Origin of the sequence: Micromonospora sp. RV43, assembly GCF_001029515.1 — a bacterium.
Lineage (GTDB): Bacteria > Actinomycetota > Actinomycetes > Mycobacteriales > Micromonosporaceae > Micromonospora > Micromonospora aurantiaca.
Window position 1 is genome coordinate 1 of the sequence record NZ_LEKG01000148.1, and the last position, 21,223, is coordinate 21,223.

The window sequence follows — 21,223 nt, forward strand, 5'->3', positions numbered from 1 at the left end:
GGGTGGGGTGGCGGTCCTGCCCCGTGCCGGGACCGCCGGCCCACCCACGCGAGGGTGGACCGGCGAGACGAGCGGAACTCATCGCTGCGGCGGAAGATTTTCCTCCGGGACTGCCACGTGCAGGCGGATCTGGGGGACCAGCATGTCGTCCACGTCCAGCGCGCGGGCTGCTCCGTCCGGCTCCCAGCCGGTCGAGCCGAGGAACTTCCGGGTCGCGGCGTCGGCGTCGAACGCCCACGCCACCGCCCGGGTCATACCGTCGGCGCGCCAGTGGTCGACGGCCGCGGCGAGCAGCCGGCTGCCGTGCCCGCGCCGCCCCCACCGGGGCTCGACCAGCAGATCCGTGACCGCGGCGACGTCCGAGCCGAGCGCCTCGGCCGGCTCGTCGGGGGCGAGCGCGTCGGCGTCGGCCGGACCGGAGGCGACGAACCCCACCAGATAGGATTGCGCCGCCTGTTCGACGGCGACCAGCACCCGGTGCGCGCCCGAGGGCGGCTCCTGCACCGCCGCACTCCACCGCCGCGCGAGGTACGCCTCGTCGAGGTTGTCGAGCACGTGCCGTGGCAGGATCCGGCGGTACGCGACCCGCCAGGTCGCGAGCTGGATGCGTGCGATCTCGCCGGCGTCCTCGGGACGCGCGGGCCGGACGTAGCCTGCAGCCATGGCACGTGAGCCTACGCAGGGCGAGGAGGGTGACGGTGGCGCAGGGTGCCGGGCGGACGATCACGCAGGTCGTCGCCGTGGTGGCGCTCGCCGCGGCGGTCACCGTGTTCCTCTCCGTGGCGGCGGTGCGGCACGGCTTCTTCGACCTCCAGGTCTACTACGGCGCGCTGACCTACTGGGCGCGTGACGGCGGGGAGATCTACGACTTCCTGCGCCCCGGCACGCAGTACGGCTTCACCTATCCACCGTTCGCCGCACTGGTGATGCTGCCGATGGCGTACCTGCCGTGGGGCGCGGCGATCGTGGTGAGCGTGACCGCGACGGTGCTGGCGAGCGCCGTGGTGATCTGGCGGCTGCTGGACCCGGTGGCCCGCCGGTCCGGCTGGACCCGCTGGTTCGCGCTCGCTGTGGCGCTCTGCCTGGCCGCCGCGTACGAGCCGATGCGCGAGACGGTCAACTTCGGCCAGGTCAACATGCTGCTGCTGTTCCTGGTGGCGGTGGACCTGCTGTGGCTGCTGCCGGCGCGCAGCCGCTGGGCGGGCGTGGGCATCGGCCTGGCCACCGCGATCAAGCTGACGCCCGGCATCTTCATCGTCTACCTGCTGGTCACCGGCCGCTGGCGGGCCGCCCTGACCACAGTCGGCACGGCCGCCGTCGCCACGCTCGTGGCCGCCGGTCTCTTCCCCGACGCGTCCCGGGAGTTCTGGACCGAGGCGCTGTGGAACACCGACCGGGTCGGTGAACTGGCGTTCGTCTCCAACCAGTCGCTGCGCGGGGTGGTGGCCCGGCTCGACCCGCAGCACCCGAGCACGATCGCCTGGCTGGTGCTCGTACTCCTGACGCTCGTGGTGTGGGCGTGGCGTTCGCGGGCGGCGGTGGCCGCCGGCGACGAGGCCACCGGCCTGGCCCTCACCGGTGCCGTGATGTGCCTGGTCAGCCCGGTCACCTGGGTGCACCACCTGGTCTGGCTGCTGCCCGGCCTGATCCTGCTCGTCGACAACGGCATGGCGGCGCCCGCGCGCAGCCGCCGGCGCCGTCTGCTGCTGGCCGCCGCGTTGATCGGGTACGCGCTGCTGTGCAGCCGGATCGTCTGGTCCTGGGAGAAGGACTTCACTGGCGTGGACGGCTTCCTCGGCAGCAACACGTACGTGTGGATCAGCCTGGCGCTGCTGCTCGGGCTGCCGGTCCGGCGCTGGCTCACGCCGGCCGGCGGCGGGCGTCCCGGCGACGGCGTCCCGGCCGGGTCAGCCTCCGGTGGTGTACCGCAGCTCGCGGAGCAGGATCGGGGTGCGGCCACCGGACAGCGGCACCGGGTAGGCGGACTCCTCACCGTCCGGTGAGTGCCCGGCCCGCTCGTAGAAGCGGCGGGCCCGGGCGTTGTCGGCGAGCACCCAGAGCCGGTACCCGGTCCAGCCCCGCTCGGCCAGGCCGTCCCGGGCCGCCGCGAGCAGCGTCCGGCCGGCGCCCGAACCCCAGTGCGCCGGTTCCAGGTAGATCGCCAGCAACTCGCCGTGCGCCGGGTCGAGGTCGCCGCGGTCCTGGTTGTTCCGGTACGGCCCGAACGTGGTGAACCCGACGATCGTGCCGCCGTCCACGGCGACGAGCGTGGTGAACGGGTGCTCCGGGTCGGCGGTGCCGAGGTCGCGGCGGCGCTGCGCCCAGGCGCGCGGGTTCAGCCGGCTCAGCACCTCCTCGGGCATGATCCCGGCGTACCCGGCCTGCCAGCCGTGGACGTGCACCCGGGCGATGGCCTCGGCGTCGTCCGGTTCCTCCCGGCGAATGGTGAGCACCTGTCCGTTCTATGCCCCGACGGGCGATCGGTCCAGCCGCCGCTCCCGATGTCGTACCGCTGGATTAGGGTCGCCGACGATGGCCGTACCGGAATCGCTCTCCCTCGCCCAGGCCCGCCGGATCGCCCTGGCCGCCCAGGGCTTCGCCGACCCGGCGCCTTCAGGCGTGCCCACCCGCCGCCACCTGCGCCGGGTGCTCGACCGGGTCGGGCTGATCCAGATGGACTCGGTGAACGTGCTCCAGCGCGCGCACTACCTGCCGCTCTACAGCCGGCTCGGGCCGTACCCGACCGCCCTGCTGGACACCGCCGCCTACCGCCGCCCGCGTGAGCTGTTCGAATACTGGGCGCACGAGGCGTCGCTGGTCCCGGTGGGGCTGCACCCGGCGTTGCGCTGGCGGATGGCGAAGGCCCGCGACGAGGCGTGGGGCGGCATGCGCCGGATCGCCGAGGAGCAGCCCGAGCTGGTCGCCTGGGTCCGTGACGAGGTGGCCGCCCGGGGGCCGCTGACCGCGGCCGAGATCGAGCACGACGCCCCGCGGGAGACCGGCAACTGGGGCTGGAACTGGTCGGCCGTGAAGCGGGCGCTGGAGTTCCTGTTCTGGGCCGGCGAGGTCACCGCCGCCGACCGCACCAACTCGTTCGCCCGCCGCTACGACCTGCCCGAGCGGGTGCTCCCGGCCGCCGTGCTGGACGCGCCCACCCCGGGTGACGCCGAGGCGCACCGGTCGCTCGTGTCGATCGCCGCCCGCTCGCTCGGCGTCGCCGCCGAGACGGACCTGCGCGACTACTTCCGGCTGCCGGTCGCCGGGGCGCGGCGGGCGGTGGCCGAGCTGGTCGAGGCGGGCGAACTGACCCCGGTCACGGTGCAGGGCTGGCGGCAGCCGGCCTACCTGCACGCCGACGCGCGGCTGCCCCGCTGGGTACGCGGCAACACGCTGGTCAGCCCGTTCGACCCGCTGGTCTGGGAGCGGGCGCGCACTGAGCGGCTGTTCGGCTTCACCTACCGGATCGAGATCTACGTGCCGGCGCCCCAGCGGGTCTACGGCTACTACGTGCTGCCGTTCCGCCAGGGCGAGCGCTTCACCGCCCGCGTCGACCTGAAGGCCGACCGGAAGGCCGGGGCGCTGCTGGTGCCGGCCGCCTGGGTCGAGCCGGGCGCCGATCCGGGGGAGACGGCAGTGGCGCTCGCCGCCGAGCTCTACCGGCTGGCCGGCTGGCTCGGCCTGGACGCGGTCGCCCCGCCCGCCGCGGGCGACCTCGCGGGGCCGCTGGCCGCCGCGCTGGTGGGCGTGGCCGGTGTACGGTGAGCGCGTGACGAGCGTTGACCGGCCTGCCACCGCGCCCGACCCGCACACCGAGCCGCACGGGCACGTGCAGCCGGAGTCCGGATCACCGTCGCACGCGCACGATCACACCCTGGCGCCCGCGTTCGCGCACGCCGGAGCGCACACCCCTGCCGGAGCGCCGGGAGCGCCCGGAGCGCCGTGGCCGGGTTACCCGGTGGCGTACCAGCCGGTCGAGGCCGACCGGTTCACCCGGATGGTGCTGCGCCTGCACGCCCGCGCCCCACGCTGGGCGGTGCCGCTGGCCGCGCTCGGCTGCGTCGGCCTCGGCATCGCGTACGCCCTGATCAGCGACCCGACCCGCAGCGACCCGGACGCCGCGCCGACCTGCCTGCTCAAGCTGACCACGGGGCTGGACTGCCCGGGCTGCGGCGGCACCCGCGCGCTCTGGTACGTGCTGCACGGCGACCTGCCCGCCGCCGCCCGGCACCACTTCCTGTTCGTCTTCGCGCTGCCGTTCCTGGCCTGGCTCTTCGTGGCCTGGGCCGGCAACCGGGCGTTCGGCTGGAAGCTGCCCGAGGTCCAGTTCAGCCCCAAGGTCATCGGCGTGTTCCTGGCCGCGTGGGGGGTCTTCTCGGTCGTCCGCAACCTGCCCTGGGCACCCTTCACCTCGCTCTACGTCTAGCGCTCTCCGCCCTCTCCGCCGGAGCGTTCCCGCTATCCGGGTTCGATGTTCCGCAAAGCGCCCGCTGGCCGGCCGCGTGCCCGATTTCCACGCCGGGCGCGGGCCAACTACAGTCGCAGGAATGCCGGAGATGGTTCAGCCCCAGGTCAAGTTGATCGCGTGGACCCAGTTCCAGGCGCCCGAAGAGGTGCCCTGGTCCACCGACGCCGACGGTGGGCAGGCGCTCGCCGAGTTCGCCGGCCGGGCCTGCTACCAGAGCTGGAAGAAGCCGAACCCGGCCACCGCCACCAACGCCGGTTACCTGGCGCACATCCTGGAGGTCGGCCACCTGAGCGTGCTGGAGCACGGCTCGGTGAGCTTCTACTTCAGCGGCGTCTCCCGCTCGTTCACCCACGAGCTGATCCGGCACCGGCACTTCTCCTACTCCCAGCTCTCCCAGCGCTACGTGCCCGAGCGGGACGCGGCGATGGTCGAGCCGTCGGTGATCGCCGACGACCCGGAGCTGCACAAGAAGTTCGTCGAGGCCACCGACGCGGCGGTGCGGGCGTACACCGAGTTGCTGGAAGGGCTGGAGGCCCGCTTCACCGACGAGCCCAACCCGACGCTGCGCCGCAAGCAGGCCCGCCAGGCGGCCCGGGCGGTGCTGCCGAACGCCACCGAGACCCGGATCGTGGTGACCGGCAACTACCGGGCCTGGCGGCACTTCGTGAAGATGCGCGCCACCGAGCACGCCGACGTGGAGATCCGCGAGCTGGCGGTGGAGTGCCTGCGCCAGCTCAAGGGTGTCGCGCCGAACGTCTTCGCCGACTTCGTGATCTCCACCCTGCCCGACGGCTCCGAGGTGGCTGCGTCGCCGCACGCGGAGTGACTCGTCGCCCTTCGCCGCCGGGCCACCGGCGGCCGTCCGCTAGGTTGTGAGCATGACGCACGACCACTCCGCCGCCCCGAGCCGGGGCGCGTCGCGCCCGTTCGGGCGAGTGATGACGGCCATGGTGACCCCGTTCACGCCGGACGGCGGCCTGGATCTCGACGGCGCCGCCCGGCTGGCCGAATATCTCGTCGACGAGCAGGGTAACGACGCGCTGGTGCTCAACGGCACCACCGGCGAGTCCCCGACCACCACGGAGGCGGAGAAGGAGTCGCTGATCCGCACCGTGGTCGAGGCGGTCGGCGACCGGGCCCGCATCGTCGCCGGTGTGGGCACCAACGACACCCGGCACACAGTCGAGCTGGCCACGCAGGCCGAGAAGGCCGGTGCGCACGGCCTGCTGGTGGTCACGCCGTACTACAACAAGCCGCCGCAGGCCGGGCTGCTGCGACACTTCACCACAGTCGCGGACGCCACCGGCCTGCCGGTCATGCTCTACGACATCCCGCACCGCGCGGGCGTGGCGATCGCCACCGAGACGCTCGTCAAGCTGGCCGAGCACGGCCGGATCGTCGCGGTGAAGGACGCCAAGGGCGACCTGTTCGCCACGTCGGAGGTGCTCAGCCGCACCGACCTGGCCTACTACAGCGGCGAGGACGCGCTCACCCTGCCGATGCTGTCGATCGGCGCGGTCGGCGTGGTCGGCACCTCCACCCACTTCACCGGCGCGCTGACCAAGCAGATGATCGAGGCGTTCGAGGCGGGCGACAACGCCGGTGCGCTCGCCCTGCACCGGCGGTTGCTGCCGCTCTACACCGGCATCTTCCGCACCCAGGGCACGATCCTGGTCAAGGCCGGCCTGGGGGCGCAGGGTCGCCCGGCCGGCCCGGTGCGGCCGCCGCTCGTCGACGCCACCGGTGACGAACTGGCCCAGCTGCGCGCCGACTGCGCCGCGGCGGGCCTGCCCCTGCCCGAATGAATCAACGACACGACGGACGCCGCGCGACGGCGTCGCAGAATGAGGTGACGCGTGACCGAGGCGCACATCGAGGGTGAACTGCCCCCGCCGCTGCCCGAGGGCGGCCTGCGGATCATCCCGCTCGGCGGACTCGGCGCCATCGGCCGGAACATGACCGTCTTCGAGTACGACGGCAAGCTGCTGATCGTCGACTGCGGGGTGCTGTTCCCCGACGTCGAGCAGCCGGGCGTGGACCTGATCCTGCCCGACTTCGGCCCGATCCTGGACCGGCTGGCCGACGTGCAGGCGATCGTGCTCACGCACGGCCACGAGGACCACATCGGCGCGGTGCCGTACCTGCTCGCGCACAAGCCGGACATCCCGCTGGTGGGCTCGCAGTTCACGCTCGCGCTCGTCGAGGCGAAGCTGGCCGAGCGGCGGATCCAGCCGTACACGCTGACCGTGCGGGAGGGCGGCCGGGAACGGCTGGGCCCGTTCGAGTGCGAGTTCTTCGCGGTGAACCACTCGATCCCGGACGCGCTGGCGGTGGCCATCCGTACGCCGGCCGGCCTGGTGCTGCACACCGGCGACTTCAAGATGGACCAGCTTCCGCTCGACGGGCGGATCACCGACCTGGCCGGGTTCGCCCGGCTCGGCGCCGAGGGCGTCGACCTGCTGCTGTCCGACTCGACGAACGCGGAGATCCCCGGGTTCGTCACGCCGGAGCGGGAGATCGGCCCGGTCCTCGACTCGATCTTCGCGAAGGCCAAGGGGCGGATCATCGTCGCCTCGTTCGCCTCGCACGTGCACCGGGTGCAGCAGGTCTTCGACTCGGCCGTCGAGCACGGCCGCAAGGTGGCGCTGATCGGCCGGTCCATGGTCCGCAACATGGGCATCGCCCGCGACCTGGGCCTGCTCAACATCCCGCCCGGCCTGGTGGTCGGGATCGAGGAGGCCACGAATCTGCCGCCCGAGCAGATCGTGCTGATGTCCACCGGTTCGCAGGGCGAGCCGATGAGCGCGCTGGGCCGGATGGCCAGCGGCGACCACCGGCACATCACCATCGCCCCTGGCGACACGGTGGTGCTGGCGTCCTCGCTGGTGCCCGGCAACGAGACCTCGGTCTACCGGGTGATCAACCGGCTCGCCCGGGCCGGCGCCGTGGTGGTGCACAAGGACGTCGCGAAGGTGCACGTCTCCGGCCACGCCCCGGCCGGTGAGCTGCTCTACCTGCTCAACGTGGTACGCCCGAGCAACCTGATGCCGGTGCACGGCGAGTGGCGGCACCTGCGGGCGCACGCCCGGCTCGGCATCGAGTCCGGCGTCGCGCCGGACCGGGTCGTGCTCTGCGAGGACGGCGACGTGGTCGACCTGGTCGAGGGCCGCGCCAGCCTGGTCGGGCGGGTCAAGAGCCGGTACGTCTACGTCGACGGTCTCGCCGTCGGCGACGTCAGCGAGTCGCTGCTCACCGAACGCCGGATCCTGGGCGACGGCGGGTTCATCGCCGCGACAGTCGTGGTCGACTCGGTCACCGGCAAGGTGGTCGCCGGCCCGACCGTCTCGGCGAAGGGCTTCTCCGAGGACCCGGAGGCGTTCAACGCGGTGGTCCCGCTGGTCACCGAGGCGCTGAACCGGGCCGCCGCGGACGGCATCACCGACCCGCACCAGCTCCAGCAGATCGTCCGCCGCACTGTGGGCCGCTGGGTCAACGACGCGTACCGCCGTCGGCCCATGATCGTCCCGACCGTCGTCGAGGTCTGACCCGACCGCGCCGCGCGCCGGTCCACCGTCCGCGGTGGGCCGGCGCCGTCGCTTTCCGGGTACGTCCCGACACGCGGTGTCGAAACGTGGTGACCGCACTCATCCGATCGGCGTCCGTCTCCGTACCTCCCGATGGCCGGCGTGCCCCTGCGCCGGTCGGGAGGAGCGTGGCGGATGGACCGCAGACGGATGACAGCCATCGGCGTACTGGTGGCGGCGGCCGGGTTGACGGCGGCGGTGACCGTACCGTCGTTCGCCGGTGAGGAACCCCGGCGGGCCGCGCCGGCGGCCGACGGCGTCGCCCCGGAGGTCCTGGACGCGATGGGCCGCGACCTCGCGCTGACCCGCGACCAGGCGGTGAAGCGGCTGCGGACCGAGCGGTGGGCGGCCGGCACCGTCACCCGGCTGCGCGGCGAACTCGGCGCCGGTTACGGCGGAAGCTGGCTCAGCGCGGACGGCGCCACGCTCACCGTGGCGGTGGCCGACCCGGCCGGCGAGGCGCGGGTACGGGCCGCGGGCGCGGTCCCGAAGCGGGTGGCCCGCGGCGTCGCCGAGCTGGACGCGGTGAAGAGCCGGCTGGACGCGGCGGGCGCCGACGCCAGCCCGGACGTCGCCGGCTGGTACGTCGACGTGGCAGACAACGCGGTGGTCGTGATCGCCCGGCCGGGCGCGGAGGCCGACGGCCGACGGCTCGCCGCCGCCGCCGGGTCGAAGGCCGCGATGGTCCGGGTGCGGACCGCCGACGAGGCCCCGCGCCCGCTGTTCGACGTGCGGGGCGGCGACGCCTACCTGATCAACAACGCGGGCCGCTGCTCGGTCGGCTTCTCGGTGGTCGGCGGGTTCGTCACCGCCGGGCACTGCGGCCGGCCGGGGGACCGCACCACCGGATCCAACCGGGTCGCCCAGGGCACGTTTGCCGCGTCCTCGTTCCCGGGTGACGACTGGGCGTTCGTGCGGGTGAACGCCGACTGGACGCCGCAGGGCGTGGTGACCGACTTCAACGACGGCGGCACGGTGGCGGTGAACGGCTCCACCGAGGCGCCGGTGGGCGCGTCGATCTGCCGGTCGGGCTCCACCACCGGCACCCGCTGCGGCCTGATCCAGGCGAAGAACGCCACAGTCAACTACCCGGAGGGCACCGTCACCGGGCTGACCCGGACGAACGTCTGCGCCGAGCCGGGTGACTCCGGCGGCGCGTGGCTCTCCGGCGACCAGGCGCAGGGCGTCACGTCCGGCGGATCCGGTGACTGCACCCGGGGCGGCACCACGTTCTTCCAGCCGGTCAACGAGATCCTCCAGCGCAACAACCTGACGCTCGTCACCGCCGGCGACCAGCCCGCGCCCACGCAGCCGCCTGCGGGCGGCGGCGAGACCACCCCGCCCGTGACCGCCGAGCCCACCCCGCCGGCGGACGACACCGAGTGCTCCGGCCAGGTGAGCCGGACCGGCCGGATCGCCGCCGGACGGACCCAGGTCCAGCCGGACGGGCGCTTCTACCGGGTGCCCGACGGCACCCAGGAGGCGTGCCTGTCCGCGCCGGACGGCGCCCGGGTGGTGCTGGAGCTGCAACGCTTCACCGGCGGCGCGTTCCGCACCGTGGCCCGCGCGGCCACCGCCGACGGCACGGCCCGCCTGACCGCCGAGACCCAGGCCGGTGCGTACCGGTACCGCGTCGTCGGGTTGTCCGGCTCCGGCGAGTACACGCTGGCGTTCTCCGCCCGCTGACCGCCGCACCCAGACCGCGGCCCCCGATCACCACCGCCCGGTGGTCGGGGGCCGCGCCGCGTGTCAGGGCAGCGCGGCGACCGCTTCGGCGTACGCGGTGCCGGTGCGGACCGCGGCGGCCACCAGCACCGCGAGCTGCGCCGGGGCCACCCCGCAGGACAGGTCGGTGGAGATGCCCGCGGCCAGCACGAGCGTCCCGTCGCCGGGCTCGTGCACGTACGCGGCGGGCAGCAGCCGGTCGTGGTTCCAGGCGTTGCAGAACGCGTACGCCTCGGCGCGCCGACCGGCCGGCAGCCGCCGCTCCGCCACCACCCGGGCGTGCAGCACGTCGCCGTCTCGGCCGAGCAGGCGGAACTGGATCGTGGCCTCGCCCCACCGCCCGGCGAGCGTGCCGTCCGGCTCAGGCGTGTACGGCTCGCCCCGGGCGTCGAGCGCGGCGGCGAGCAGCGCCGCGTCCAGCGGGGCCGGTTCCTCCGGCCCGGGCAGCAGGGGTTCGGCCGGATCATCGGCGTCCGGCTCCTCGTCGAACTCGCTCTCGGCAGCCAGCGACACCGGCGCGGCGAGTGGCCGTTCGGCCAGCCAGGAGGCGATCCGGCCGGACTGGTGCCCGGTGCCGTTGCGGGCGTCGAAGCTGCCGGCGAGCGCCGTCGCCAGCGCCTGCAACTGCGTACCGAGCGTCGCCACGTCCACCTCGGCCGCCGGCCGGGAACCGTGCCCCGGGCGGTGGATGCGCCGCCCGCCCAGCCCGGCCTCGGCGGCCAGTCCGCACAGCAGCGCGCCCGCCGCCGCGAACTCCATCGCGGCCAGGTCGTCGGCCGGGCGGTCCAGCTCGGGCAGCTGCTCGGTCAGGATCTCCAGCCCACGGTGCAGGTAGCCGCCTAGCGCACAGAAGCGCAGGTGCGCGGCGAGCAGCGGGAACGCCGTCCGCTCGCTGCGATGCCGGCGGTACGCGCGCACGTGCGCCCGGGCCGCCCGCGTCACCGCGCCGGTACGCAGCCACGGCAGCAGCCCCACGGCGAGCGCCCGTTCCGGCTGGTCGGTGCAGGTCGTCGCCCCGGCGGCTGCCGCCTGCCGTTCGCCCCGCCGGGTCGGTGGCGCCTGCGGCTCGACCCAGCCGGTCAGCGCGGGCGCCAGCGCCGCCAGTGCCGCGTCCGGCTCGCCCCAGCCGGCCAGCAGGTCGGCCCGCCGCGCCGGGGCGCACCCCGCACACCCGCCCACCGGGTCGTTCGCGTCCGCCGCCGACCAGCGCTCGTACGCCCTCCGGGCGGCCGGCTCGTCGCCGAGGTGGTCGGCGAGCCGGCAGCGCAGCTCCGCCACCGGCGCGGCGTCCTCGCCCAGTTCCCCGGCGAGCGCGTCCAACAGGGACCGGGCCTGGTCCAGACCCACCCGGGGCGTGCCGAACGACGCCTCCACCGCCTGCCGCTGGTGCCGGCGCAACCGGGTCAGCTCGTCCGGGCGGGCGTCCAGCAGCCCGGGGTGCCCGTCCAGCGTGGTCCGCATCCGCCGGACCGGCTCCACCGCCCGCCACCGCTCGCCCCGGTGCAGGTACGCCTCGACCAGCGCGAACCGTGCCGACAGGGCGGTACGCGGGTCGCCTGTGGCGTCCGCCCGCGACGCGATCCGCTCCAGCTCGGCGCAGCGCTCCGCGCCGTCGGGCCGGTCCCGGGCGTCGGCGAGCGCGGCGGCCAGCCCCCGGTCTCGTGCCGTGGTCACCGGAGCGTCCCGCCGGCCAGCTCGTCGACGGCGGCGGCGAGCTGGCACCCGGTGGTCACGCCACAGTCGACGAGCCGGTCGAGCTGGTGCGGCGTCACCCCGCGCTCCAGGTCGGTGGTGACCTCGCCGCACACCTGGGCCGACCCGTCGTCGGCGACGTGCACGTACGCCTTGGGCCAGAGCCGGTCGTGGTTCCACGTGTTGCAGAAGGCGTGCAGCTCGGGCACGCGTTCGATGCCGAAGTGGTCCGCGACGACTGTGCGTACCTGGAGCAGCTCACCGGCCACGCCCCGGCGGTGGAACCAGATCAGGTTCCGCTCCCAGCGGCCCACCAGCGCGCCGTCGGGTTCCTCGACCACCGCGTACCCCCGGTGGCCGAGGACGGCGGCGATCAGCTCGCCGGTCAGCGGGCGCAGTTCCTGCGGGTGTCCGGCCAGCGGACCGTCCGGACCGTCCTCGATCTCCGGCGACGCCATCGGGCATCCCTTCTGAGGCGAATAACACAAACGACGGTCCGACCCGTGCTGCGACGCGCGGACACGACCCGGAAAAGCGGCGATCCACCGGGTGCCGCCGTTACCGTGACTCTATGGCGGGCCGTACCTCTCAGGCGAGCCGGCGGCGCGGCGCGTCGCCGCGTGGCACCACGAACAACCGCGCCCGGCAACCGGCGAAGAAGGCGGCGGCGCGGAAACCGGCGCGTCGGCGCCCGGCTCCCGGGCCGAGCCCGGCCGCGTTCGTCGGCCGGGCGGTCGGCGCCGTCTGGATGGGACTTGCGCACACGGTCGGCTGGACGTTCCGGGCGGCCGGGCGGCAGGCCGCGTCCACCCGGGAGCTGGATCCGGAGCACCGCCGCGACGGCGCCGGGCTGCTGCTGTTCGGCCTGGCCATCCTCAGCGCGGTGGGCATCTGGGGCGGCGGCGCCGGGCCGGTGGGCCGGCACCTGGCCGACACCGTACGGCTGTTCATCGGCGCCATCTCGATAATCCTTCCGGTGCTGTTCATGGTCGGCGCGTGGCGGCTGATGCGGACCCCCGCCGATCCCGAGCACCGCGGTCGCGGCCTGGTCGGCTGGGGCTCGATGATGCTGGCGACCGCCGCGATGCTGCACATCGGGCAGAACCCGGTCGACGAGGTCCAGCGTGACTTCGCCGGCGGCCTGATCGGCGCGGGCGTGGGCGACCTTCTGAAGTCCGCGGTGACCGCCTGGGTGGCCATGCCGCTGCTGCTCCTGCTGCTGGTGTTCGGCCTGCTCGTGGTCACCGCGACGCCGATCAACAAGATCCCGGAGCGGCTCGGCCTGCGTGCCGACCCGGCCGGGGCGGACGCCGACGAGGAGTCCGCCGAGGACGAGGCGCCGGCGAAGCCCGCCCGCAAGCGGCCCGCGAAGCGGATGCCGCCGCCGCTGGAGCCGCTGGACCCGGACGACGAGCTGGCAGGCGTCGACCTCCAGGAGACCCTGGTGCTGCCGCGCAAGCCGCCGAAGGTGCCGGCGAACCGCAAGCCGGTCGAGCCGCCGGAGCACTCGCCGCTGCCCACCCGGGCCGAGCAGCTCGCGCTGACCGGGCTCGCCGGCGACTACACGCTGCCGCCGGCGAACCTGCTCGGCAGCGGCGCCAAGCCGAAGAGCCGCAGCAAGGCCAACGACGAGGTGATCGCGGCGCTCACAGGCGTCTTCGAGCAGTTCGACGTGGACGCCGCCGTCACCGGCTTCACCCGCGGCCCGACAGTCACCCGGTACGAGGTGGAGCTGGGCCCGGGCGTCAAGGTCGAGCGGATCACCCAGCTGTCCCGCAACATCGCGTACGCGGTGAAGTCGCCGGACGTGCGCATCCTCAGCCCGATCCCGGGCAAGAGCGCGGTCGGTGTGGAGATCCCGAACACCGACCCGGAGAACGTGTCGCTCGGCGACGTGCTGCGCTCCCGCGAGGCGACGAGCGACCACCACCCGATGGTGGTGGCGCTCGGCAAGGACATCGAGGGCGGCTACGTGGTGGCCAACCTCGCGAAGATGCCTCACATTCTCATTGCGGGAGCCACCGGCGCGGGCAAGTCGTCCTGCCTCAACTCGCTGCTGGTCTCCGTCCTGACCCGGGCCACGCCGGACGAGGTGCGGCTGCTGCTGATCGACCCGAAGCGGGTCGAGATGACCGGCTACGAGGGCATCCCGCACCTGGTCACGCCGATCGTGACCAACCCGAAGAAGGCGGCCGACTCGCTGGAGTGGGTCGTCCGCGAGATGGACATGCGCTACGACGACCTCGCCGCCAACGGGGTCCGGCACATCGACGACTTCAACCGCAAGGTGCGCAACGGCGAGATCAAGGCGCCGCCGGGCAGCGAGCGGGAGATGCGGCCGTACCCGTACCTGCTGGTGATCGTGGACGAGCTGGCCGACCTGATGATGGTCGCGCCGCGCGACGTGGAGGACTCCATCGTCCGGATCACCCAGCTCGCCCGGGCCGCCGGCATCCACCTGGTCCTCGCGACCCAGCGGCCCTCGGTCGACGTGGTCACCGGCCTGATCAAGGCGAACGTGCCGTCCCGGCTCGCGTTCGCCACCTCCTCCCTCGCCGACTCCCGGGTCATCCTGGACCAGCCGGGCGCGGAGAAGCTGCTCGGCCGCGGCGACGGCCTGTTCCTGCCGATGGGCGCGTCGAAGCCGCAGCGCATCCAGGGCGCCTGGGTCACCGAGCGCGAGATCGCCGACGTGGTGAAGTTCTGCAAGGACCAGCGCGAGCCGGAGTTCCGCCCGGACGTGCTCGCCCCGGCGCAGGACAGCAAGAAGAAGATCGACGAGGACATCGGCGACGACCTGGACCTGCTCGTGCAGGCCGTCGAGCTGGTGGTCACCTCGCAGTTCGGGTCGACCTCGATGCTCCAGCGCAAGCTGCGGGTCGGCTTCGCCAAGGCGGGCCGGCTGATGGACCTGATGGAGACCCGGGGCGTGGTCGGCCCGTCCGAGGGCTCCAAGGCCCGCGACGTGCTGGTCAAGCCGGACGAACTGGAGGAGGTCCTGGCCGGCCTGCGTGGCGGCGAGGACTGACCCGTACATGCGAACGGGCCCGCCGGTCGTCCCGGCGGGCCCGTTCGCGGTTCGGCGGTCTCAGTTGGTGAGGACCACGTAGCTGATGATCATGCCGATCACGGCGCCGGCGACGCTCGCGGCGGCGGCGTACCAGCCCAGCGGCTTGTCACCGAGGACCGCGCCGACGATGCCGAGCACGAGGCCGACCAGGCCGAACAGCGGCGGCAGGATGAAGATCGCGATGGCCGCGAAGACGAACGCGATGATCGTGCAGATCCGGGCGGCGCTGCTGCGCGGACGGGCGGTGGCGTGGATGTCGGCCATGGTTTCCTCCGTGGGTGATCTCGCTACGTGTCGACGGGAGATCGGGTACCCCGGCCGCCGTACCGTCCAAACCGGAGGCGGCATCGATCAGGCGAACAGCTTCAGTCCGATCACACCGGCCACCACCAGCAGCAGGCAGGCCACGCGCGGCAGGTTGACCGGCTCGCCGAGCGCGAGCATGCCGACCAGCGCGGTACCCACGGCGCCGATGCCGACCCACACCGCGTAGCCGGTGCCGACCGGGATGTCGCGCAGCGCGTACGCCAGGCCGGACATGCTGCCGACCAGGGTGACGGCGAAGACGGCGGAGGGGAGCGGACGGGTGAAGCCGGCGCTGCGGTCCAGCGCGATCGCCCACGCGGTCTCCAGGAGTCCGGAGATCACCAGCACGATCCAGGCCATGGGACATCACCTCTGACGGGCGGGCCCGGCGCGGAGCGGGCCGGGCGACGGTTAGGTCACGCGGGGCGTCTTGGCCTGACCGGGTACGCCCACCACTCGTCCGGGACGGCCCGCGGGCCGTCGTGGCCGACGGTAGCACCGGGCGGGCCGGGTCGGCGGCGGGGTGAGAAAGCCCACCATGAGTGGAGTTGACGTCAACTTCAGGTTGCACGATGGAACGCATGACCGTGCTCTTCTCCGACGACGACGTCGCGGCCGCCGTGGACGCACCGCTCACCGTCGCGGCCATGCGCGACGCGCTGCTGGCCGCGCACGCCGGGCGGCTCATCGCCCCGCCCCGGGCGTCTGCGCCGCTGGGCGGGGGCCGGATGGTGCTCACCGCCGGGCACCTCACCGGGCAGTGGTACGGCTTCCGCTCGTACGACACGTTCGGCCACCCGGAGAGCGGTCAGCTCGTCGTGCTGCACGACGCGGCCACCGGCGCGGTACGCGCCATCGCCGTCGGCGAGGAACTCGGCTCCCGGCGTACCGGAGGACTCGGTGGCGTGGCGGTGGACGCCCTGGCCCGCGCGGACGCCGCCACGATCGGCGTGGTGGGGTCCGGCCGGCAGGCGTGGACCCAGGTCTGGGCCGCGGCGGCGGTCCGGCCGCTGCGCGAGGTGACGGTGTTCAGCCGCTCGGCGGCCCGGCGGGACGCGTTCGCCGCGCGGGTCCGCGCCGAGCTGGGTGTGCCGGCCCGCGCCGTCGGCTCGGCCGCCGCCGCGGTACGCGACCGGGACGTCGTGATGCTCGCCACCACCAGCACCGTCCCGGTGCTCGACGCCGCCGACCTGGCCCCCGGCACCCACGTCAACACCGTCGGCTTCAAGCAGGTCGACAGGCACGAGTTCGGCCCCGACCTGCTCGACGCCGCCGACCTGCTGGTCACCGACTCACCCGGGCAGGCAGCCGCGTACGTCCCGCCGATGCTCGCCGCCGTCGAGCCGTACGCCGGGCGGCTGCGCGACCTGGGCGCGGTGCTGGCCGGCGCGGCTCCCGGCCGGACCACCGCGGACCAGATCTCGGTCTTCTGCTCCACCGGCCTGGCCGGCACGGAGGTGTTCCTCCTCGATCGGCTGGCCCGGGTGGCCGTGTCCGCGCGCTGACCCTGGCCGGACGGGTGCGCGGCGCACCGGAACCGGCCCGGTACCCTCGGATGGTGTCTGCCTCCTCCTCCACCCCGCGATCCGACGGGCGCCGCGTCGCCCTGCTGACCCTCGGCTGCGCCCGCAACGAGGTCGACTCGGAGGAGTTGGCCGCCCGGCTGCACGCCGACGGATGGCAGGTCACCACCGACGGCGAGGGCGCCGACGTGGTGGTGGTGAACACGTGCGGGTTCGTCGAGAAGGCCAAGCAGGACTCGATCCAGACGCTGCTGGCCGCCGCCGACACCGGCGCGAAGGTCGTCGCCGCCGGGTGCATGGCCGAGCGGTACGGCCGTGAGCTGGCCGACAGTCTCCCCGAGGCGCAGGCCGTGCTCAGCTTCGACGACTACCCGGACATCGCCGCCCGCCTCGACTCGGTGCTCGCCGGCGAGGCGATCGGCGCGCACACCCCCCGCGACCGGCGGGAACTGCTGCCGCTGACCCCGGTGAAGCGCCGCGACGCGGCGGTGTCGCTACCAGGGCACGGCACCCCGGCCCGGGTCGCACCGGAGACCGACGCGCACACCCCGGCCCACCTGCGGCAGGTGCTGCGGCACCGGCTCGACACCGGCCCGGTGGCCTCGCTGAAGCTCGCCAGCGGCTGCGACCGGCGGTGCGCGTTCTGCGCCATCCCTGCCTTCCGCGGCGCTTTCGTCTCGCGTACCCCGGACGAGCTGCTCGCCGAGGCCGAGTGGCTGGCCAAGAGCGGGGTCCGCGAGCTGGTGCTGGTCAGCGAGAACTCCACCTCGTACGGCAAGGACCTGGGCGATCCCCGCGCGCTGGAGAAGCTGCTGCCGCAGCTCGCCGCGATCGACGGGATCGTGCGGGTCCGCGCCAGCTACCTCCAGCCCGCCGAGACCCGGCCCGGCCTGGTCGAGGTGATCGCCACCACGCCGGGCGTGGCCGCGTACTTCGACCTGTCGTTCCAGCACTCCAGTGAGCCGGTGCTGCGCCGGATGCGGCGCTTCGGCTCGACCGACCGGTTCCTGGAACTGCTCGCCTCCGCCCGCGCGCTGGCGCCGGACGCGGGCGCGCGCAGCAACTTCATCGTCGGCTTCCCCGGCGAGACGAAGCAGGACGTGGCCGAGCTGGTCCGGTTCCTGACCGAGGCGCGGCTGGACGCGATCGGCATGTTCGACTACAGCGACGAGGACGGCACCGAGGCCGCCGGCCTGACCGGCAAGGTCTCCGCCGCCACGATCAAGCGGCGGTACGACAAGCTCAGCGCGCTGGCCGACGAACTCTGCTCGCAGCGCGCCGAGGAACGCCTCGGCGCGACGGTGGAGGTGCTCGTGGACTCGACCGCCGACGGGGTGGTGGAGGGGCGGGCCGCCCACCAGGCGCCCGAGGTCGACGGCTCGACCACACTCGTCGCGCCCGTCGGCGGCGGCGTCGATCTGGCCGCGCTGCGCCCCGGTGACCTGGTCCGGGCCACGGTGACGGCGACCGAGGGCGTGGACCTGGTCGCCGTACCGGATGAGATGATCTCGGCGGCGCCCGGCGCGGTACGGTGACGGCGGGCCCTGATGGAGCGGGGAAGCCACGTGGGGCGATGCGGGACATGACGGGAGCGGAGTCGACGGCGGCTGCCCCCGTACCGCTGCTCAACGCGGCGAACCTGCTCACCGGCGCGCGCCTGGTGCTGGTGCCGGTCTTCGTGGCCACCGTGATCGCCTCCGGCATGAGCAACGCGGGCTGGCGGACGGCCGCCTGCGTGATCTTCGTGGTGGCCTCCGCGACCGACCTGGTCGACGGCTGGATCGCCCGCCGGTACGAACTGGTCACCTCACTCGGCAAAGTGGCCGACCCGATCGCCGACAAGGCGCTCACCGGCGCCGCCCTGGTGCTGCTCTCCTTCTACGACCGGCTGCCCTGGTGGGTGACCGTGGTGATCCTGGTCCGCGAGCTGGGCATCACCGGGCTGCGCTTCTGGGTGATCCGGCACGGGGTGATCGCCGCCAGCCGTGGTGGCAAGGTCAAGACCGCGCTGCAGATCCTGGCCATCACCTGGTATCTCTGGCCGATGCCGGAGGCGCTCGCCGCGATCGGACCGTGGATCATGGGGGCGGCCGCCGTGGTGCACCGCCTGCACGAGTGCGGCGAGACGCTGGCCACCGTCGAGTCGCTGACCGGCGGCCTGCTCGCCGCCGCGATCGTGGAGATCGCCGGGGTCAGCTCGATCTACCGGGGCGGCATGGTGGTCTACGCCACCGAACTCAAGGCGACGCTCGCCGGCGTACCGGAGGACCTGCTGGCCGACCGCGGCCCGGTCGACCCGGACGTGGCGGCGGCGCTGGCCGAGGGCGGACGGCAGCGGTGCGGCGCCGACTGGGGCCTGGCCACCACCGGCGTGGCCGGGCCGGAGCCGCAGGACGACAAGCCCGTCGGCCTGGTCTACGTGGCGGTCGCCGGACCGGACGGCACCGAGGTGCGCCGGCTCGACCTCAAGGGCGGCCGCGACCACATCCGCTCGGCTGCCGTGATCGAGGCGCTGCGGCTGCTCGCCGACCGCATCGAACTCCCCGCCGACGCCGACGCCGCCGAGGCGGCGGGGGCGGGCCGCCGGTGAGCCCGCGCGGCGCCGACACGCCCGGCGGCGGGATCGCCGGACCTGTCGATCCGCCCGGATTTTCAGAGGCGGGGTGGGATGTCGTCGTGGCGACCAACGGGTACGGTTGCGGGAAGGCTCCGGCGGTCGCCGTCGGCGCCGGGGCGGTCCGCCGCGTCCGGCGCGACGTGTTCCGGCCGGAGATGGTGGTCCCGTTCAGGGGGAGGTGCGATGGTCCTGCTACGCCGGGTGATCGGTGACGCGCTGCGAGCACGCAGGCAAGGGCAGCACCGCACCCTCCGCGAGGTCTCCTCCGCCGCCAACGTCAGCCTCGGCTACCTCTCCGAGATCGAACGCGGCCAGAAGGAACCCTCCAGCGAGCTGCTGGCCGCGATCTGCGACGCGCTCGGCGCCCGCCTGTCCGAGCTGCTGCGCGAGGTGAGCGACACGGTCGCCCTGGCCGAGCAGATGCCCGGCGTGCTGGTGCCGGTGACCGACGAGCGGGTCGAGCCGGCTCCGGTGGGCCCGTCCGCCGTGCGCAAGGCCACCAACCGCGGTGTCCGGCAGGTCACCTCCGACGGCGGGGTCGCCGTCCAGGTCCGGCAGGACTCGCCGCTCAAGGCCACGCTGCGCAGCACCCGCGTACGCCCCGCCGAGCGGGATGTGGTCTGCGCCGCCTGACCCCGGCTGTCACGTCGTGGGCAGTGCTGGCGTTCGCGTCGTACTGTTGATCAGGAGCGTACGGGTGCCGGAGTGGCGTCCGGCTGGGACGATGTAGGCGCGACGCTACTGAGGGGACGAGGCGGAGATGGCGAACCCGTTCGTCAAGGGTTGGAAGTACCTGATGGCGCTCTTCGGCGCGAAGATCGACGAGCACGCCGATCCGAAGGTGCAGATCCAGCAGGCCGTCGAGGAGGCGCAGCGCCAGCACCAGGCGCTGGTGCAGCAGGCGGCAGCGGTGATCGGCAACCAGCGCCAGCTGGAGATGAAGCTGTCCCGGCAGATGACCGAGGTGGAACAGCTCCAGGGCAACGCGCGGCAGGCGCTGGCGGTGGCCGACCAGGCGCGGGGCCGGGGCGACGAGGCCGAGGCCGGGCGCTACGAGCAGACCGCCCAGATGCTGGCCACCCAGCTGGTCTCCGCGGAGCAGGCGCTGGAAGACCTCAAGACGCTGCACGACCAGNGCGCTCGGCGCGGCCGCACAGGCCCGCAAGGCGGTCGAGAACAACTCGATGATCCTCCAGCAGAAGCTGGCCGAGCGCACCAAGCTGCTCAGCCAGCTGGAGCAGGCCAAGATGCAGGAGAGCGTGGCCCGCTCGCTGGAGTCGATGTCGTCGCTCACCGCGCCCGCCAACACCCCCTCGCTGGACGAGGTCCGTGACCGGATCGAACGCCGCTACGCCACCGCGATGGGCCGGGCCGAGCTGGCCGGCAACTCGGTCGAGGGCCGGATGCTGGAGATCCAGAAGGCCACGCTCGACTCGGCCGGATCGGCGAGACTGGAGCAGATCCGGTCGAGCATGGCCGGCGAGCAGCTCGGCAGCCGGTCCGAGACCTCCGCCGTGGGGCAGCCGGCCGATCCGGCAGCCGCAGCCCGTCTCGACGAGATCCGGGCCAGCATGAGCCGGGAACGCGGCACCGGGGAGACCACGACCGGCTGACGGAGGGGCGGACACGATGGCGGACGAACGGGCCCGGCACTTCCGCAGGCTGCGCAGGCTACGCAACTCGGCGCGGCGGTGGAGCGTGCTGGCCGGAGGGCTCGGCGGCGCCGCCGCGGTGCTGACCCCGTACGCCGGACTGGGTCTGGCGGACGCGGCCTGGGCCGGCGCCGCGGGCAGCGCGATCGCGGTGGCCGCCTGGCGCTGGGTCGACCACCGTGCGTTGGCCGCCGTGCCGCCACCGCCCGCCCTCGACCCGGCGGAGGCCGCCGCCCGCTCCCGCGCCCGGCTGGTCGCCGCCGTCGAGCGGCTGCCCGTCGGCCCGGGCGTCGTGGCCGAGGTACGCCGGGTCCGCTCCCGCCTCGCGCTGCGCGGCACCGCCGCGGCCGAGCCGTGGGCCCGGCTGGACCGGGCCGCGCTCACCCTGGCCGGGCTGGCCGGACGGCTGACCGGACTGGCCGAGCCGGCGGTCCGGGAGGCGGCCGAAGCCGATCGTTCACTGCGTGAGCTGGCGACCCGGGTGGCGAGCGTGGAACGCGCGGCGAAGCTGACCCCGCAGAGCACGCTGAACGAGGTGCACGCCACGCTGGTGGCCCAGTTGGAGGACGGGGTGGCCGCGTACGAGCGG

The 21,223-nt window shown here is 74.0% G+C and carries 20 protein-coding genes, 1 pseudogene and 1 riboswitch; of the genes and pseudogenes, 15 read left to right on the top strand and 6 right to left on the bottom strand.

Annotation, left to right across the window (positions count from 1 at the left end):
* Positions 1-78: 78 nt before the first annotated feature.
* Positions 79-663: a GNAT family N-acetyltransferase gene (locus tag ABD52_RS28045; RefSeq protein ID WP_047893761.1), complete on the bottom strand. Its 585-nt coding sequence runs from the start codon at positions 661-663 to the stop codon at positions 79-81.
* Positions 664-698: 35 nt separating this feature from the next.
* Between ABD52_RS28045 and ABD52_RS28050 the strand changes: the two genes are divergently transcribed.
* Positions 699-2,003: a glycosyltransferase family 87 protein gene (locus ABD52_RS28050; RefSeq protein WP_013284684.1), complete on the top strand. Its 1,305-nt coding sequence runs from the start codon at positions 699-701 to the stop codon at positions 2,001-2,003.
* Here the strand turns inward: ABD52_RS28050 and ABD52_RS28055 are convergent.
* Positions 1,908-2,453, bottom strand: coding sequence for a GNAT family N-acetyltransferase (locus tag ABD52_RS28055; RefSeq protein ID WP_013284685.1), 546 nt, complete (start codon positions 2,451-2,453; stop codon positions 1,908-1,910). The two genes, ABD52_RS28050 and ABD52_RS28055, sit on opposite strands and share 96 nt — an antisense overlap.
* 79 nt (positions 2,454-2,532) lie before the next feature.
* Between ABD52_RS28055 and ABD52_RS28060 the strand changes: the two genes are divergently transcribed.
* The 6 genes from ABD52_RS28060 to ABD52_RS28085 all read left to right on the top strand — a co-directional run bounded on the left by ABD52_RS28060 (position 2,533) and on the right by ABD52_RS28085 (position 9,735).
* On the top strand, positions 2,533-3,762 hold the full coding sequence (locus tag ABD52_RS28060; RefSeq protein ID WP_013284686.1) for a winged helix-turn-helix domain-containing protein: 1,230 nt from the start codon (positions 2,533-2,535) through the stop codon (positions 3,760-3,762).
* Complete coding sequence (locus ABD52_RS28065) at positions 3,752-4,423, top strand: DUF2752 domain-containing protein (RefSeq protein ID WP_200905247.1); 672 nt, start codon at positions 3,752-3,754, stop codon at positions 4,421-4,423. The genes ABD52_RS28060 and ABD52_RS28065 overlap by 11 nt, the downstream gene beginning before the upstream one ends.
* 130 nt (positions 4,424-4,553) lie before the next feature.
* Positions 4,554-5,291: an FAD-dependent thymidylate synthase gene (gene thyX, locus ABD52_RS28070; RefSeq protein WP_013284688.1), complete on the top strand. Its 738-nt coding sequence runs from the start codon at positions 4,554-4,556 to the stop codon at positions 5,289-5,291.
* A gap of 52 nt (positions 5,292-5,343) precedes the next feature.
* The gene (dapA, locus tag ABD52_RS28075; protein ID WP_013284689.1) at positions 5,344-6,270 is read left to right on the top strand and encodes a 4-hydroxy-tetrahydrodipicolinate synthase; all 927 of its coding nucleotides are present in this window, start codon (positions 5,344-5,346) and stop codon (positions 6,268-6,270) included.
* A 51-nt stretch (positions 6,271-6,321) separates the two neighbouring features.
* Positions 6,322-8,010: a ribonuclease J gene (locus tag ABD52_RS28080; protein WP_013284690.1), complete on the top strand. Its 1,689-nt coding sequence runs from the start codon at positions 6,322-6,324 to the stop codon at positions 8,008-8,010.
* Positions 8,011-8,184: 174 nt separating this feature from the next.
* The gene (locus ABD52_RS28085; RefSeq protein ID WP_013474451.1) at positions 8,185-9,735 is read left to right on the top strand and encodes a S1 family peptidase; all 1,551 of its coding nucleotides are present in this window, start codon (positions 8,185-8,187) and stop codon (positions 9,733-9,735) included.
* 63 nt (positions 9,736-9,798) lie between these two features.
* On the opposite strand, the gene ABD52_RS28090 is transcribed toward ABD52_RS28085, so the two are convergent.
* Entirely contained in the window at positions 9,799-11,448 is a 1,650-nt protein-coding gene (locus tag ABD52_RS28090; protein ID WP_047893762.1) for a YbjN domain-containing protein, read from the bottom strand.
* Positions 11,445-11,924, bottom strand: a complete 480-nt coding sequence (locus ABD52_RS28095; RefSeq protein ID WP_013284693.1) for a YbjN domain-containing protein — start codon at positions 11,922-11,924, stop codon at positions 11,445-11,447. The genes ABD52_RS28090 and ABD52_RS28095 overlap by 4 nt, the downstream gene beginning before the upstream one ends.
* 113 nt (positions 11,925-12,037) lie before the next feature.
* On the opposite strand from ABD52_RS28095, the gene ABD52_RS28100 reads away from it, so the two are divergent.
* A complete protein-coding gene (locus ABD52_RS28100) occupies positions 12,038-14,494 on the top strand; it encodes a DNA translocase FtsK (RefSeq protein ID WP_013284694.1) in 2,457 nt (818 codons plus the stop codon).
* A gap of 60 nt (positions 14,495-14,554) precedes the next feature.
* On the opposite strand, the gene ABD52_RS28105 is transcribed toward ABD52_RS28100, so the two are convergent.
* On the bottom strand, positions 14,555-14,800 hold the full coding sequence (locus ABD52_RS28105; RefSeq protein ID WP_013284695.1) for a hypothetical protein: 246 nt from the start codon (positions 14,798-14,800) through the stop codon (positions 14,555-14,557).
* An 87-nt stretch (positions 14,801-14,887) separates the two neighbouring features.
* Entirely contained in the window at positions 14,888-15,202 is a 315-nt protein-coding gene (locus tag ABD52_RS28110) for a multidrug efflux SMR transporter (protein WP_047893763.1), read from the bottom strand.
* 59 nt (positions 15,203-15,261) lie between these two features.
* Positions 15,262-15,327: riboswitch (guanidine-III (ykkC-III) riboswitch) on the bottom strand.
* 96 nt (positions 15,328-15,423) lie between these two features.
* On the opposite strand from ABD52_RS28110, the gene ABD52_RS28115 reads away from it, so the two are divergent.
* From ABD52_RS28115 to ABD52_RS28140, 7 genes and pseudogenes are all read left to right on the top strand, one after another.
* Positions 15,424-16,347 carry an ornithine cyclodeaminase family protein gene (locus tag ABD52_RS28115; RefSeq protein WP_200905248.1) on the top strand — a complete coding sequence of 308 codons (924 nt, stop codon included), beginning with the start codon at positions 15,424-15,426 and terminating at the stop codon, positions 16,345-16,347.
* Positions 16,348-16,397: 50 nt separating this feature from the next.
* The gene (gene rimO / locus ABD52_RS28120) at positions 16,398-17,900 is read left to right on the top strand and encodes a 30S ribosomal protein S12 methylthiotransferase RimO (RefSeq protein ID WP_047893765.1); all 1,503 of its coding nucleotides are present in this window, start codon (positions 16,398-16,400) and stop codon (positions 17,898-17,900) included.
* A gap of 47 nt (positions 17,901-17,947) precedes the next feature.
* The gene (gene pgsA / locus ABD52_RS41455) at positions 17,948-18,955 is read left to right on the top strand and encodes a CDP-diacylglycerol--glycerol-3-phosphate 3-phosphatidyltransferase (protein ID WP_255352876.1); all 1,008 of its coding nucleotides are present in this window, start codon (positions 17,948-17,950) and stop codon (positions 18,953-18,955) included.
* 210 nt (positions 18,956-19,165) lie between these two features.
* Positions 19,166-19,615 carry a helix-turn-helix domain-containing protein gene (locus ABD52_RS28130; RefSeq protein WP_013284701.1) on the top strand — a complete coding sequence of 150 codons (450 nt, stop codon included), beginning with the start codon at positions 19,166-19,168 and terminating at the stop codon, positions 19,613-19,615.
* Between the two features lie 127 nt (positions 19,616-19,742).
* The coding region (locus tag ABD52_RS41055) for a PspA/IM30 family protein (RefSeq protein ID WP_235437579.1) at positions 19,743-20,117 on the top strand (375 nt) is incomplete at its 3' end.
* 1 nt (position 20,118) lies between these two features.
* A pseudogene (locus ABD52_RS41060) lies at positions 20,119-20,595 on the top strand (PspA/IM30 family protein); the annotation flags it as partial.
* 16 nt (positions 20,596-20,611) lie between these two features.
* On the top strand, positions 20,612-21,223 hold a 612-nt coding region (locus ABD52_RS28140), incomplete at its 3' end, for a hypothetical protein (protein ID WP_047893767.1).

What these genes read in the sequence shown, in the direction of transcription:
- ABD52_RS28105 (WP_013284695.1), bottom strand. Translation starts at nt 14,800, where the DNA reads ATGGCCGACATCCACGCCACCGCCCGTCCGCGCAGCAGCGCCGCCCGG.
- rimO (WP_047893765.1), top strand. Translation starts at nt 16,398, where the DNA reads ATGGTGTCTGCCTCCTCCTCCACCCCGCGATCCGACGGGCGCCGCGTC.
- pgsA (WP_255352876.1), top strand. Translation starts at nt 17,948, where the DNA reads ATGACGGGAGCGGAGTCGACGGCGGCTGCCCCCGTACCGCTGCTCAAC.
- ABD52_RS28110 (WP_047893763.1), bottom strand. Translation starts at nt 15,202, where the DNA reads ATGGCCTGGATCGTGCTGGTGATCTCCGGACTCCTGGAGACCGCGTGG.
- ABD52_RS28100 (WP_013284694.1), top strand. Translation starts at nt 12,038, where the DNA reads ATGGCGGGCCGTACCTCTCAGGCGAGCCGGCGGCGCGGCGCGTCGCCG.
- thyX (WP_013284688.1), top strand. Translation starts at nt 4,554, where the DNA reads ATGGTTCAGCCCCAGGTCAAGTTGATCGCGTGGACCCAGTTCCAGGCG.
- ABD52_RS28060 (WP_013284686.1), top strand. Translation starts at nt 2,533, where the DNA reads ATGGCCGTACCGGAATCGCTCTCCCTCGCCCAGGCCCGCCGGATCGCC.
- ABD52_RS28095 (WP_013284693.1), bottom strand. Translation starts at nt 11,924, where the DNA reads ATGGCGTCGCCGGAGATCGAGGACGGTCCGGACGGTCCGCTGGCCGGA.
- ABD52_RS28115 (WP_200905248.1), top strand. Translation starts at nt 15,424, where the DNA reads ATGACCGTGCTCTTCTCCGACGACGACGTCGCGGCCGCCGTGGACGCA.
- dapA (WP_013284689.1), top strand. Translation starts at nt 5,344, where the DNA reads ATGACGCACGACCACTCCGCCGCCCCGAGCCGGGGCGCGTCGCGCCCG.
- ABD52_RS28130 (WP_013284701.1), top strand. Translation starts at nt 19,166, where the DNA reads ATGGTCCTGCTACGCCGGGTGATCGGTGACGCGCTGCGAGCACGCAGG.
- ABD52_RS28085 (WP_013474451.1), top strand. Translation starts at nt 8,185, where the DNA reads ATGGACCGCAGACGGATGACAGCCATCGGCGTACTGGTGGCGGCGGCC.
- ABD52_RS28045 (WP_047893761.1), bottom strand. Translation starts at nt 663, where the DNA reads ATGGCTGCAGGCTACGTCCGGCCCGCGCGTCCCGAGGACGCCGGCGAG.